This window comes from Flavobacteriales bacterium (assembly GCA_021739695.1).
Lineage (GTDB): Bacteria > Bacteroidota > Bacteroidia > UBA10329 > UBA10329 > UBA10329.
Map to the genome: position 1 here is coordinate 1 of JAIPBM010000008.1, position 15,000 is coordinate 15,000.

9 protein-coding genes and 2 rRNA genes (1 of these 11 only partly in view) are annotated in these 15,000 nt (G+C 45.6%); 3 read left to right on the top strand and 8 right to left on the bottom strand.

Annotated elements, in window-relative coordinates:
- Positions 1 to 446: 446 nt before the first annotated feature.
- From K9J17_06535 to K9J17_06555, 5 genes are all read right to left on the bottom strand, one after another.
- Positions 447 to 1,979 carry a T9SS type A sorting domain-containing protein gene (locus K9J17_06535; protein ID MCF8276377.1) on the bottom strand — a complete coding sequence of 511 codons (1,533 nt, stop codon included), beginning with the start codon at positions 1,977 to 1,979 and terminating at the stop codon, positions 447 to 449.
- Between the two features lie 29 nt (positions 1,980 to 2,008).
- Positions 2,009 to 3,490, bottom strand: a complete 1,482-nt coding sequence (locus K9J17_06540; GenBank protein MCF8276378.1) for a T9SS type A sorting domain-containing protein — start codon at positions 3,488 to 3,490, stop codon at positions 2,009 to 2,011.
- Between the two features lie 95 nt (positions 3,491 to 3,585).
- The gene (locus K9J17_06545; GenBank protein MCF8276379.1) at positions 3,586 to 4,458 is read right to left on the bottom strand and encodes a T9SS type A sorting domain-containing protein; all 873 of its coding nucleotides are present in this window, start codon (positions 4,456 to 4,458) and stop codon (positions 3,586 to 3,588) included.
- Between the two features lie 384 nt (positions 4,459 to 4,842).
- Positions 4,843 to 6,582, bottom strand: coding sequence for a bifunctional isocitrate dehydrogenase kinase/phosphatase (gene aceK / locus K9J17_06550; protein ID MCF8276380.1), 1,740 nt, complete (start codon positions 6,580 to 6,582; stop codon positions 4,843 to 4,845).
- A complete protein-coding gene (locus K9J17_06555) occupies positions 6,579 to 7,868 on the bottom strand; it encodes an Ig-like domain-containing protein (protein MCF8276381.1) in 1,290 nt (429 codons plus the stop codon). The genes aceK and K9J17_06555 overlap by 4 nt, the downstream gene beginning before the upstream one ends.
- Positions 7,869 to 7,915: 47 nt before the next feature.
- On the opposite strand from K9J17_06555, the gene K9J17_06560 reads away from it, so the two are divergent.
- From K9J17_06560 to K9J17_06570, 3 genes are read left to right on the top strand one after another with little or no spacing between them, the layout of a single operon-like run.
- Positions 7,916 to 8,263, top strand: a complete 348-nt coding sequence (locus K9J17_06560; GenBank protein MCF8276382.1) for a hypothetical protein — start codon at positions 7,916 to 7,918, stop codon at positions 8,261 to 8,263.
- A 4-nt stretch (positions 8,264 to 8,267) separates the two neighbouring features.
- A complete protein-coding gene (dnaB, locus tag K9J17_06565) occupies positions 8,268 to 9,809 on the top strand; it encodes a replicative DNA helicase (protein ID MCF8276383.1) in 1,542 nt (513 codons plus the stop codon).
- A complete protein-coding gene (locus tag K9J17_06570; protein MCF8276384.1) occupies positions 9,793 to 11,067 on the top strand; it encodes an asparagine synthetase B in 1,275 nt (424 codons plus the stop codon). Before dnaB ends, K9J17_06570 begins: the two co-directional genes overlap by 17 nt.
- A 258-nt stretch (positions 11,068 to 11,325) precedes the next feature.
- On the opposite strand, the gene K9J17_06575 is transcribed toward K9J17_06570, so the two are convergent.
- The 3 genes from K9J17_06575 to K9J17_06585 form a co-directional block, all read right to left on the bottom strand.
- Entirely contained in the window at positions 11,326 to 13,224 is a 1,899-nt protein-coding gene (locus K9J17_06575; GenBank protein ID MCF8276385.1) for a putative porin, read from the bottom strand.
- Between the two features lie 64 nt (positions 13,225 to 13,288).
- A 5S ribosomal RNA gene (gene rrf, locus K9J17_06580) occupies positions 13,289 to 13,400 on the bottom strand.
- A gap of 73 nt (positions 13,401 to 13,473) precedes the next feature.
- Positions 13,474 to 15,000, bottom strand: a 23S ribosomal RNA gene (locus K9J17_06585) (it continues 1,342 nt past the right edge of the window).

Genomic DNA, 15,000 nt, shown 5'->3' on the forward strand with positions numbered 1-15,000 from the left:
CCAAGCATGATGCTTGGCGGGGCTTTTCTTATGCATGCATTACGCCAACATAAGGGTCACTTAGTTCAGGCTTACGCTGACCCAGCTATTGTGCGAAGCCAACTCACGCGGAACGTAACTTAGATCAGTCTTTGATTAGCTTAGCTTAGCCTTTCATTAGCTTAGCTTAGTCTTTGATTAACTTAGCTTAGTCTTTGATTAGCTTAGCTTAGTCTTTGATTAGCTTAGTTCAGTACGAGCGTAGCTTAACTTAAGCTTTGGCTGCATTAACTTGATCTTGCCATTACATTAACATGAGACTAGATTGCCACAAACGCCCACATTGGACCTGTGCGGGCTCACGCTTTCACCTAGCTTTCAGCAGGCTTGAGAAAGGGTTGGAATGAAGGATTCTGAACTCGTTTTTTAAGGATTACACTCAACTAGCGTACGAAAACGAACTTCCATCAATGCTGCACTACCAAGCGTTTGGTGGAGCGATTGCCGTCTTGGTCTGTGATGGTGATGAGGTAGATGCCGTTGGGCCATGTGGAAACATCGTAGGAATAAATCCCCCGCCCTGCGGGCACCCCTACTTCGACATTGCTCAGCACATGCTTTTGAAGGGGGAACGCGCGGCCTGTAACATCGGTGATGGTGATGGTTAGTGTGGTGAGGTGGTCTGCCAGTTTGATGTTCAGGATGTCTGTGGCAGGGTTGGGGTAAACAGAAAATTCTTCGTCTTTTTCCTCTTCTTCAATACCCACACCATAGCACCCCTCAACCAGACACCCGTTGCTATCAACGCGCAAAACCCAGCCGTCCTGATTCACCTCTGCTCCCGAAGTCCAACCTGTACCAAAACATACAATATCCCCATTAGTGCTAACCACCATATTGCGTAAATAATCTATTCGGTCAGAAGGGTTGAATATCCGTGACCACATCAGTTCCCCATCTGCATCGGTCTTTATGAGCCAGCCTGCCTGACTGTCATCATCCGTATCGGTCGTTTGGCCACAGGCAACGAAGCTTCCATCATCCAAAACCTGCCCCCACCAAAGACTCTGAGATCCGTGCTGCGCCTCATATTTTTTTGTCCATATCTCATTGCCTGATGGATCAACCTTCAATATGTAACCATCGGAAAGTCCAGTGTTGGAATGTTCAGACCCACCAAGAATAGCGTAATTGCCGTCTGATGTTGCAACCACGCAAGTGCCGCCATCACCACCAGGTGCCAATTGTGTGTATATCCTATGCCATAGAACGTTGCCTACACTGTCTGTCTTTACCATCCATGTATTGTATCCCAGCCACCCTGTCATCACTACTTCCCCGTCTTCATTTATCACAAGCCCCGAGTGGATGTAATCTGCACCGCTTAATCCCCAGATCACGCGGTTCAGTTCATTGCCCAGCGTATCCACCGTAATGAAAAGCAATTGTGCCGCTGTACTGACTGCAACCGTGTCATCGTATGTCCAACCGATGAGCAATAACTTGTTCGGGCGGGTCTGCACAATATCCAAGAGGTAATCGCTGGTGTCAGGCCGTTCAATTACTTTGGTGAATAACGTATCGCCTGTCTCATCCAGCTTTGCAAGAAAGAAATCACCGTATCCAGGGCTCTGCACGGAGTAGTCATAAATAGTACCTGCTTCGTAGATGCCGCCATTTTCTGTTAGTACAATGGCATAAGGGCCAACGGTTGCTTGGTTCTCCTCCCAAACATGTGAGTGTTGCAAACTACCATCCTCACCCACCACCAGGTTGAAGACCTTTCCATAACCAGAGCCATTAGAGTTGGATGTCACTCCTGCAATCACCAAAGAACCATCATCCAGTCTTATTGCTTCAGCCAAAATTTCCGCTCCCATGTTAGAATCATAGAAATTAGAGTAGCGGATCGATTGACCATAGCTGAACACAGAAGTAAGAAGCAAGAGGACAGCTAGGTGCAGTCCTTTTACCAATATCTTTTGTGTTAGGATTTTCACCTCAACAATATATGATTTTGGGCTTGTACTTAATGCTGCACTACCAAGCGTTTGGTGGAGCGGTTGCCGTCTTGGTCTGTGATGGTGATGAGGTAGATGCCGTTGGGCCATGTGGAAACATCGTAAGAATAAATCCCCCGCCCTGCGGGCACCCCTACTTCGACATTGCTCAGCACATGCTTTTGAAGGGGGAACGCGCGGCCTGTAATATCGGTGATGGTTATGGTTAGTGTCGTGAGGTGGTCTGCCAGTTTGATGTTCAGGATGTCTGTGGCAGGGTTGGGGTAAACAGAAAATTCTTCGTCTTTTTCCTCTTCTTCAATACCCACACCATAGCAGCCCTCCACCAGACACCCGTTGCTATCAACCCGCAGCACCCAACCGTCTTGTATGGTCTGACCGGGAGCGCGGCCATTACCTAGCATCACAATATCTCCATTTGGCATCACTAACATAAACCGGATAAAATCGATAAGGGAGGAAGGGTTGTATGTTCGGGTCCATAGCGTATCACCGTTCTCATCTGTCTTGATAAGCCACCCGGCCTGACTACCGTCATCACCAACCGACACCCCACAGGAAACGATTGTTCCGTCTGCCAACCCCTTACAGTCCCAAAGCCCTTGACCTTCCAACATCTCATATTCCTTTGCCCATATCTGATTGCCAGTAGTATCGATTTTCATAAGAGATCCATCTCCACCAAAATTGGATGACCCAAATGTGCTATTCCCTCCAGCAACGAGAACATTCCCGTCAGGTAGCAATGATACCCTCGCTGCACTACTTCCGATACCGACAACACCATTATATGTTCTGTGCCACTTCACATTCCCGATGCTGTCTGTCCGGATCACCCATGTCCTTCCAGTACTTGCGGAGGGAAAGCTCTTTGTGTAGCCCGTCATAACCACATCACCCTGATCATTTACAACCACACCGGAATGAACATAATCAGTACCCCCTCCCCCCCACACGATACGGTTCAATTCATTTCCAAGAGTATCTGTGGTAATGAAAAGAAGCTGGGCAGCCGAACTTACGGCAACGGTATCATTATAGGTCCATCCTATCAACAGCAGTTTATTCGGGCTGGTCTGCACCATATCCAGAAGAAAATCACTCGTATCAGGCCGTTCAATCACCTTGGTAAAAAGGGTATCACCCGTTTCATCCAGTTTGGCCAGAAAAAAGTCACCTGTTCCTGAACTTGATACAGAATAATCATGTTTTGTTCCAGCTTCGTAGATCCCGCCATTCCACGTTCGAACAATCGCATATGGTACAACTGAGGCCTGAATCTCCTCCCAAACATGAGAGTATTGTAGCGTTCCATCTTCAGCTACTACCATGTTCAAGACTTTTCCATAACCTGAGCCATTGGCGTTCGATGTCACTCCTGCTATCATCAAAGAACCGTCATTCAGGGTTATTGCCTCAGCCAAAATTTCAGCTCCTGAATTTGAATCGTAGAAATTCGAATATCGAATGGACTGAGCATGTGCAGCCATGCAAAAAAGCAAGAGGACAGCTAGGTGCAGTCCTTTTACCAATATCTTTTGTGTTAGGATTTTCACCTCAACAATATACGACTTTGGGCTTGTACTTAATGCTGCACTACCAAGCGTTTGGTGGAGCGGTTGCCGTTTTCGGCAGTTGCCTCCAACAGGTAAATACCAGCGGACAGTGGGTTCATATCACCCTTCCATGTCCCATTATTCTCTAAAAGCCCCAGCACCGGGCGACCTTGCAGGTCGAACAGCTCCACTTGGAGCAACGGTTCTCTGCTTTTCACAAAAAGAAACTCGGAGGTTGGGTTGGGATAGATGCTGAATTCAAGTTCTTGCTGCGAGATGCCGTTGATTTCACTTTTATTGGCTTTGTGTATGTTAACAGCATCTAAAAAGTAGTACCTACTTCCTCCTAATGGTTCAATGTTGAAACTAATGATAGTGTCAAATAATCCAATTGAAAAAAATTGTTCTGTACCGTTAGCAAAGTATAGCTTAGATATACGAACCCATTGCATCGTGTCCAAAATAAAGTCGGGATACAAAATGTCAGCTTTAATTGTATCGTAAGATGTTTGTGGTAAACTCCACGCTGAATCCATAAAAACTAAGCCTAAACCTGCGACTGCTTCGCGACTGGTATTGGCAAGATTAATCCAAAACTCAACAGCGTATGTAGTGTCCTTTTCGAGTTGATCTGTCAAAGTACCACGAGGTGCTTCAAATAGATTGTATGCAATAAAACCGCCAAACCCATCCCCTTCTTTAGGTTCCTGAAAGCCACCGCCTGTACTTGGGACTAAATAGATGGGGTCTGTTGAACAACGATTGAACACGTCTGCTCCTTGACCTGTCTCATTATTATAGAGATTAAACCAGCCCGTTGCAAACGAAATGTCACCAGACCCAAAATTACAATCACTAATTTCTTCGAAACCCCCATTCACGACAAGATTTTCCTGCGCCAAGCAAGTGGAGCTCAAAAGAACCAAGATTGCAAACGATATTAGGTACTTCATTTCGTCAACTTTCGTTTAGTTTTTTGCCATCGGATTCTATTTTCAGGATAGACATACCATTGTGCAAGTTAGCGAAACTGTATTGTTGGAACTACCAGTGAGATAAGGTGTTGATGCTTGCTACACGAGCTGCGTTAAGGATGGAAGCGGCATCCTTTTTTCTGAACGGGCGCTTCGGCTACGATCTGCCTTCGACTTCGCTCAGGCTTCCGCTAAGCTCAGGCTTCGGCTAGGCTCAGCGCCCGTTCTGAAAAAAGATATAGCGGACAGCCCGACCCGATTTTGCGCTAGGTTAGGGGTAAGCGAGGGGAACGCCCAAAATGTAGGTGTGCGCTATTGAATGCTGTAGCCCAATTTTACCTGTCCGCGCTTGTAGGGGAAGAAATCGGCCATTTGCCCTTCTTTGTGGAGGGTTTGCATATCCTTCCAGAATTTGGCGGTGAAGAGTTCGGCATGATGCTGCATGAACACGTCTTTGAGCGGGCCGCGCGGTACCATAAAGGCTCCGAATTCTTCGGGAAAGACATCGCTTTCTTCGGCCGTGTACCAAGCTTCGCCCGAGTAGAGTTGCTCTGGATTGCGTGGTGGCGGAATTGTTCTGAAATTGATCTGATCGAGGAAACAGAGTTCATCGTAATCGTAAAAGATGACGCGGCCGTGGCGGGTGACCCCGAAATTCTTGAGTAGCAGATCGCCCGGGAATATATTGGCCGCGGCAAGTTCTTTTACGGCATTGCCATAATCGATGACCACTTCTTTTCCTTTTTCCTCGTCAACGAGGTCGAGGTAGATGTTGAGCGGGGTAAGCTTACGTTCGGTAAATAGGTGTTTGACCACCACATCATCGCCCTCTACAAAACAGGTTTCGGAGCATTCTACGAGCAGTTCGTGCAGTGCTTCTGGGGTGAAGCGTGCTTTTTCGAAACGGAGGTATTCGTATTCCATGGCATCGGCCAGGCGCCCCACCCTATCGTGCATGAACACCAATTGGTAACAGTCGATAACGTGTTGGCGACCGAAATTCTTGGTGGCGCCAAAGCGATCGCGAATGATCTTGAAAACCACATTGAAACCCGAAAGGGTAAAAACGACCATGACCATTCCTTTGATTCCGGGTGCGGGAATGAAGGGGTCATTGCTGGTTTCGAGATGGCGATAGAGTTCTTTGAGCAGCACGGTCTTCGCATGCCGATTGTAGCCAATGCTCGAATAAAGCTCCGATAGGTTCTTGTGCTTCATAAGTGGCCGCAGGAAATGGATCAGGTCGACCGGATTTTCGGAATCGACCAGAAAGTAGCTTCGGCTAAAACTGAAGACAATGGCTATGTCGTTTTTACTGAACAGCACGCTATCGATGCGTACGCCATCTTCGAAATGAACCAGCGGCAGCACAATAGGAATCTGAATGTTGCCTTTGGTAATCTTGCCCACGAGATAGGCGCCTTTGTTCCGATAGAACACGGAGCGGATCATATCGAGTTGATCGACCTCTTCCAATCTTCCAAAGCGGTCGAGCACTTGGTTTCGGATGGCAATGGACACGCGTTCGATATCTGCTTCCAGATCCTTGAATTCGAATTTGAAATCGTAGGATTGGATGATGCGCGTCCAGATGGTTTCGAGGTTATCTGAACCAAGATAGAAGCGCTTGTAAATGGGTTCTTCCGGATTGGTCTGGAGCACCTTGCGCTCAAAATCAATGAACTCGATCTCTTCGTCAATTCCTTCGTTGATGAAGAGTTCGCGCAGCACAGAATTGAAATAACTCTCCACAATGGGGCCATCTCTCCTATCTGAAACCAGTTCGGCAAAATTCAATTTCAGTCTGCGCCACGTGGCATGATTCTGAAAATTGTGTTTCAGAATCTGTTGCACTTGCAATTCGGAACGGTTGACGTAGTGCTTGTAAAGGTCCAAACGCACAACAGCCAACTTTTGACCTTCTGTCCAAGCACGTCTGGCAAAAATATCGGCTGCCTTTCGCGTCAGCGATTTGAACTCCTGATGGAATTCATCAAAATCATCGCGTATGACCGCAGCTGCCCGCTGTATGGAAATCTCCTGTTTACTCACCGGGTGTAAAATACATCGATACTTGTAATACTGTCTGCATCTGCAAAAGAATGTATGGTCTGTCCTAGCAGCGAAATCTCTTCTAAAGTACTGCCAGAAGCGGCCAGAATGGTGCCGTTGTCTACATCAAAACATAGGTCTTGAAAGCGCGTGCCAGCCTTTATCAAATTCAAATAATTGGGCGAATAGGTGTAGGCATAAAGTCCGTTTTCGTGCGCCATGGCAAACATCTGTCCGTCCATTTTAACGGCATCAAGCACCAATCCGGCCGGTAATTGGCGCGGCTCCCAATATCCGTTGTTTCCAATATCGTAGTGCAACACGCGCGCCTGCTGCCCATCGTTTCCGAAAAGCAACACTTCATCCGATTGTAGGGGACAGATAGCAATCACATCCATCGGCACATCCAATGTCCAAAGCAATGCTTTTGTGCTAGCGCTATGAACCGCAATAAAATGGTCATTGTCGCCCACGAGGTTCAATTCTATCAAAAGGTAATTTGCGTCAGCATAAACGGTTTCGGGGCGATAAACGCCTGTTTGAAGGTTCATCGTCAACACGCCTGAAAGTCCGTAGCTCCGAACTTCCCTATCGTAGGTGGTGGCGTAAACCGTATTTCCATCGCAGAAAATGTCTTGATATCTTGGGTATTGCGCCAATGGAAACACATCTTGGCCCCAAACCACTGATCGGCCCTTGATGTCATAGCTCAAGATGCCAGTGGAAAAGTTGCCAATCAAATTCAGTCGGTCGCTCAAAGAATTGACCGAAATCTTTTTGATGTCTTGAGAAGCAGTGATCCAATTGCTGGAATTTTGAAAGAGTGAATCAATAACCGTTATGCGATCAGAACCATTTCCGGAAGAGGTGGAGAAAAATATGCTTCTCCGCTTTTTGGGCAAGGCGTTTATCTTGATCTGTGCGTAATCCTTCGCTTGGTTAGATCCATCTGATGCGGTTACGACAGCATAGTAAGTGCCCGTCTCCAAAAGTTTGTTTGATAAAATGATCTGTGCCGATCCCATGTTTGAATTGCTGGTCATATCAACCGAAACTGAATTGGTGGCAGGGATAAAATCAGCATTCACAACATTGACAGTAACGGACGCCAAATGTGTTTCGTCCAGTGCTTCAAATTCCACTGAAACGGTATCCAATACCGAGTATGTGGTTCCGTAAGTGGGCGAGCTGATTGATACCATCGGAGGCACATCGTCCTTTTGCTTACATCCGTAGCAGGCCAGTAAAGAGGCAAAACAAAAACTGACTACAGCTCTAATGGACATAAAACAAAGTTATGCACGGGATGTGAACTACGTAATAACAAGAGAACGTGAATAATTACAAGGCAATATCCCCTTTTAAAACCGTTAATTTGGTGGTCGAAATGATAGACGATTCTGCGCCTGAAAATTTGAGTGATGACGTTGGCGATGCGCCACACGATAGCGGAAGAACAAAGCAAAAAATCCGCATTAAGTATCGTCAAAAAGTAAAGATCAAGCAGCGGCCGCGAGGCTATAAGATTCAGCGATATTGGAAAAAAAATCAGAAAAATCTGATTTCCAGCATCATTCTAGTAATACTGTTGGGTGCCACGGCATACATGGTAGTTCAGGTAGTAAAACAGCAGATTGAACAGAATAAATACGAGAAAAATCAAAAATTAAGAGTGGGCTGAGCGGATGACACAAGACACAAAAACCAGAAGACAGAAACCTTCAACCTACACGCAATCCAAACAAGGATTGGAACACGGTAAAGTTCCGCCAAATGCTACCGATCTGGAGGAAGCAGTTCTTGGTGCGTTGATGCTTGAAAGTGATGCGCTCAATGATGTGGTAGAGATCCTGAAACCAGAAAGCTTCTATCGCATAGAACATCAGAAGATTTTCGAGGCCATTACCGACCTGTTCAGCAAAAGTGAACCTATTGATATCCTCACCGTTTCCAGTTGGTTGAAAAAAGAGGGAAGCCTTGATCTGGTAGGCGGTCCTTATTATGTGAGTCAACTGACTGACCGCGTTGCATCTTCTGCAAACGCAGAGTTCCATGCTAGGATCATTGCACAGAAGTTCATTCAGCGCGAATTGATCCGTGTTTCTGGCGATATCTACCACGAAGCTTTTGAGGATACGACAGATGTTCTGGACCTTTTGGATAAAGCGGAATCGAGCCTCTTTTCGGTTGCAGAAGGCAACCTTCGAAAGAGTTACGATTCGATGAGTGTGCTTGTGAAGAAAGCGCTTCAGGAAGTGGAAGAAGCGGCTACAAAAGATGGAGGTATTACCGGTGTGCCAACAGGCTTTACTGAATTGGACAAAATGACCAACGGTTGGCAGAAATCTGACCTATTGATCATTGCCGCCCGACCTGCCATGGGTAAAACAGCATTCGTGCTTTCGATGGCACGCAACATGGCGGTCGATTTCAAACGTCCCATTGCTTTCTTCTCATTGGAGATGGCTTCCATTCAATTGGTCAACCGACTTATTTCCAGCGAATCTGGAATTCCTGGTGAGAAGCTAAAGAAAGGCCAACTCGACAAATCGGATTGGGAACACATGCACGCTTCATTGAAGCAACTTGGTGAAGCTCCGATTTTCATTGATGATACAGCAGCATTGTCCGTGTTCGAACTTCGCGCCAAGTGCCGTAGATTAAAAGCTCAGCACGACATACAAATGATCGTGATCGATTATTTGCAATTGATGACTGCTGGCGGAAGCCAGAAAGGTGGAAACCGTGAACAAGAGATCAGTACAATTTCACGCTCATTGAAGAGTTTGGCAAAAGAACTGGAAGTTCCTGTCATAGCACTTTCGCAGTTGAGTCGTGCGGTTGAAACCCGAGGCGGCACAAAACGACCAATGCTATCTGACCTTCGTGAATCCGGAGCAATTGAGCAGGATGCTGACATGGTCATGTTCCTCTATCGTCCAGAATATTATGGCATCGAAGTTTCGGAAGAAACCAACTTGCCAACGGAAGGATTGACGGAGCTAATTGTGGCAAAACACAGAAGTGGTGCAACAGGAACGGTTCCATTGCGTTTCATCAATAGTTTGGCAAAGTTCACCAACTATGACGACCCAGAATTCAGTATTGCTGGTGGACCAAGCGCCATGCCACGATCATCAGAATTCGATAGTCCGAATGTGATGACTAAAATGTCGAGGATGGATGATCTTGACGATCTGGAAGACGATGATGATTCGGTATTTTAAATCAATAATAGCAACCCTTGCGTTTATCTTGATAAGCAGCCAACTCATGGCGGCTTATCTTCTTATTCCTATGGATGATTCGCAAAAGAATCATCTCAAAGCCTACGGTATTGCCTATTGGGTGTTGCAGGCCGAAGTCGAAGTAGACTGGCTACTCAACTACCGTGGTGGCAGTTTTATGTGCAAATACGCCAAGGAAATTGAGAGCGAATGCATGATAAGAGGTGTGAGTTTCGAGATTATTGCTGATGCCCAATCAACGGCTATCCTTCAAGAAATTGCTGATCCAGAAGTAAATATGGACATTGCCAAATTGGAAAAGGTTCCCAAAATCGCTGTCTATAGCCCAAAAAACAAGCAACCATGGGACGATGCAGTTACGCTTGTTCTCACCTACGCTGAAGTTCCCTACGATGTTATCTATGATGATGAGGTGCTGGATGGAAAACTGCTCCTTTACGATTGGCTCCATCTGCATCACGAAGATTTTACTGGGCAATACGGACGATTTTGGAATAGTTACAGAAATGCTCCTTGGTATCAAGAACAAGTTCAATATTCTGAGGAAATGGCCAGAAGGAATGGCTTCAATAAAGTTTCCGAGCTCAAACTTGCTGTAGCCAACAAGATCAAGGAATACACGGCTGGAGGCGGATTTCTTTTTGCCATGTGTTCTGGAACAGACTCTTACGACATCGCTTTATCAGCGCATCAAATTGACATTTGCGAATCCATGTTCGATGGAGATGCCTCTACCCCCAACTACAACAGCCAGCTCGATTACCAGAACTGCATCGCATTCGACAACTTCCAACTGATCACCGATCCTGCCAAATACGAGTTCTCAAACATCGATGCAACAGAGTCGCGCCAAGGAAAGGTCACCGAAAAAACCGACTACTTCGCACTGTTTGAATTCTCCGCCAAATGGGATCCAGTGCCCACAATGCTTTGCCAAAATCATGAGCAGCTCATCAAAGGCTTCATGGGACAGACCACCGCATTCCGCAAACAATTCATAAAAACGGATGTGCTCATTATGGGCGAGAACAAATCACTTCAGGAAGCGCGTTACATTCATGGTACGCTCGGAAAAGGCCAATGGACCTTCTACGGTGGCCACGACCCAGAAGACTACCAACACTTCGTTTACGATCCACCAACAGATCTTAACCTCCATCCAGATTCGCCAGGTTATCGACTGATTCTCAACAATATATTATTCCCAGCAGCTCGCAAGAAAAAGCAGAAAACCTGATCATATTTAAACGACTGGTATAAGTTATTGGGCGTTCCCCCGAATTGCTCCGTAAACTGCGCAATCGGTGTCGGGCTGTTCGCTATATCTTTTTTCAGAACGGCCGCTGAGCGAGCTTAGCCGAAGCCTGAGTGAAGTCGAAGACAGAGAGAAGTCGAAGTGAAAGAGAACGAAAAAAGGATGCCGCTACCATCCCTAACGCAAGCCAACTTTAGATCTTACATTGAAACATCATAGAGGCAATGGATACAGAAATTGTCAATCCAAAAACGCCCAATTGATTCCAAACTTCCAAGCGAAATCGTTCACTGGATAATTCGGCACGCTGTAATACCTGTAGCCAAGCCAACCAGCATTAATGTGCGTGAACTTCACGAAAGCCCTCAATTTTTTCACCCGTAGATTCAAGAACACATCAATAAATGGATAATTCCCAACCTGTTTGGTGTTTTGCAAATAGAAATCAGACACAGCTGGATTGTAAGCGCTAGCTAAATAATTTGTCCAATAACTCGCCTGAACACCAACTTGCAATCTCAATTTCTTCTTAAAAAGGTCATTCTGATAATACAACATCCCATTTCCCAAGGCCAACGGAACGCGTATCTCATCTCCCGTTAATTTTAACTGAACTGCTCCATCCAAAGTCAAATGAAACCAGCGAACTCTGAAATGTTCCTGTAATCGAAACACCAGAAGTTGATTCACAGAATTGCTCTGATAAGGAAGTTTATCAGTTCCATAAACCACTAGATTATCGAGAATATGGTATGAAAAGCTTCCTCTAAATCGTAGCCGACTCTGTTCGTAAACCAATCCTGTTTTCAAATGCTGAGTTTGAAGCCATGAATTATCCCAAATGAAATGATTGCTCTGGTAGTTATCCGTAACAAAATCAGGTCTGAATAGAGAATAGTTAACAAACGCAGAAAAATGAGACTTGTCAATGGAATAGTCAAATTGCCCATCAACCTTCAGATCAAAAATATTATATCCGTAAACCATTAAATTACCGGCAGCATTCCAATCAACTTCGCCAAAAAGCTTTCCGTTCACATTTGCAAGCACTGAAACATTATGTACTTGTTTTGTAAACGTAGAATCGTACGAAATTCGATGATAATCGTGCCTTGCTCCAACGGCCAACCTGTTCAATACTTTATCCGGTAATGAATCCGATTTCACCAATTCAAATCGAAACGTATTTGATACTGAAAGCACTCTGGTAGAATCATATGTTGCAGTCGTATCAGAGTATATCTGCTCGTAAAAATGACTAGTCGTATCTGGTATATTATCATAGACCATTACGCTGCGGTCAACCGAAAAGGAATGAGAGATAGCAGGTCGATACCGATTCACATTAGATGTTGAATCCTCCTTTGCAAGAAAAAATCGATGCTCTAGTCCAACATCTACTCCTTTCCAATGATTGCTGGACTGTGGCAAATTGACAGAAATGAAACTTCGGCCACTCGTAACGTTGTTTTCAAAAATAGTATCGTTTGCAAGTCCTCCATTTTCTTCAGCAAGCAGATTGGAGTAATCAAATATGATGGCTGCTTTATACCTGCTATCCTTCGAACGAATAGTTGCAAAAACCGACATATCAGTAAACGTATTCGCTTGCCTATCATAAAACCCCAACGACTTAATCCGTTTGAAACTGAATCCAAAATTCAGCAATTGCCCAAAACCGCGTGTGAAATTCGCATGCAAATAGTTTTCCCTATTTGCCCCATTGACATATTGGACATTCGAAAACATCCTTTCCGAGAGTAAAATGGTACGTCTTTCTATCGATTTCCAAATACCCTGTCTTGACGAACGAAAATGGAATCCGAAAGATCGGTCAAAATCAAACAACACTTTATGATCAGCAGAGCCAATATTTCCCAGATCATTCCTTACAGGAGAAGTGGCATTAAAAGGATGAAAGTTCTGGACTCCCTGAAGCTGATTGAGCAGATAGTGCCCTTCTTCACCATACACCCAATCACTAAAAGTGTACTCCTTAACGTTTAGGGTATCAGAAACATTAGAAGGAAATAAGGAATCAATATGAAACTTTCCATTCTGTGCGAATCCATTGACTATTGCCAGACATAATCCGACAATCAATGGTAAAACGACAGCTATCCGAATGTTGTATGACAAAACGTTGGAAAGTATAGAAAACAAAAAACCCCGACCATTATTACATGGTCAGGGTTTAAATAAATTAAGGCAACGACATACTCTCCCACATGTTACTGTAGTACCATCTGCGCTGGTGAGCTTAACTTCTCTGTTCGGAATGGGAAGAGGTGAACCCCACCGCAATAGTCACCTTAAAGCTTTATATCAACCTAAGTTGATATTGACAATGAGGGAAGAAAATATATTGTAATTCTAAATCGCATTAGTTTGTAAAAGCTTACGGGTAATTAGTATTGCTCGGCTTTGACATTACTGCCTTTACACCTGCAACCTATCAACGTCATCGTCTCTAACGACCCTTAAAAGAAATCTAATCTTGAGGCGAGTTTCGTGCTTAGATGCTTTCAGCGCTTATCTCATCCAGACATAGCTACCCTGCGATGCAGCTGGCGCCACAACAGGTACACTAGAGGTCTGTCCATCTCGGTCCTCTCGTACTAAAGATAGGTCCTCTCAAATTTCTAACGCCCACAACAGATAGAGACCGAACTGTCTCACGACGTTCTGAACCCAGCTCGCGTGCCACTTTAATGGGCGAACAGCCCAACCCTTGGGACCTGCTCCAGCCCCAGGATGTGACGAGCCGACATCGAGGTGCCAAACCTCCCCGTCGATATGAGCTCTTGGGGGAGATCAGCCTGTTATCCCCGGCGTACCTTTTATCCTTTGAGCGATGGCCCTTCCATGCGGAACCACCGGATCACTATATCCTACTTTCGTACCTGCTCGACTTGTAGGTCTCACAGTCAAGCACCCTTATGCTATTACACTCTACGTACGGTTGCCAAGCGTACTGAGGGTACCTTTGAAAGCCTCCGTTACTCTTTTGGAGGCGACCACCCCAGTCAAACTACCCACCAAACAATGTCCTTGCATGCAAGTTAGACTCCAGATATTTAAAGGGTGGTATTTCAAGGACGACTCCACCGCTCCTAGCGAAGCAGCTTCGTAGTCTCCCACCTATCCTACACATCAAATACCCAAAGTCAATGTTAAGCTATAGTAAAGGTGCACGGGGTCTTTTCGTCCCGTTGCGGGTAATCGGCATCTTCACCGATACTACAATTTCACCGAGCTCGTGGCCGAGACAGCGCCCAGATCGTTACACCATTCGTGCAGGTCGGAACTTACCCGACAAGGAATTTCGCTACCTTAGGACCGTTATAGTTACGGCCGCCGTTTACTGGGGCTTCGATTCAAAGCTTCTCCCGAAGGATGACATCTCCTCTTAACCTTCCAGCACCGGGCAGGTGTCAGGCCTTATACTTCATCTTTCGATTTTGCAAAGCCATGTGTTTTTGATAAACAGTCGCCTGGGCCATTTCTCTGCGACCTCCCGAAGGAGGCTCCCCTTATCCCGAAGTTACGGGGTTAATTTGCCTAGTTCCTTAGCCACGGATCACTCGAGCACCTTAGGATTCTCTCCTTGACTACCTGTGTCGGTTTGCGGTACGGGTAGCTTTTACCTGAAGCTTAGAAGTTTTTCTTGGGAGTATGATTAGGACCATTATCCGCTTGCCCGAAGGCTCGCGGTACTATCAAGTTCAGCAGGGTTGGCGGATTTGCCTACCATCCCTATACCTACACTCTTTAACGTGCTATTCCGTCAGCACGCAGGTCTTTCACTTCTCCGTCACTCCATCGCAGTAAAGCTAGTACTGGAATATTAACCAGTTATCCATCCACTACCCCTTTCGGGTTCGCGTTAGGACCCGACTAACCCTCAGCTGATTA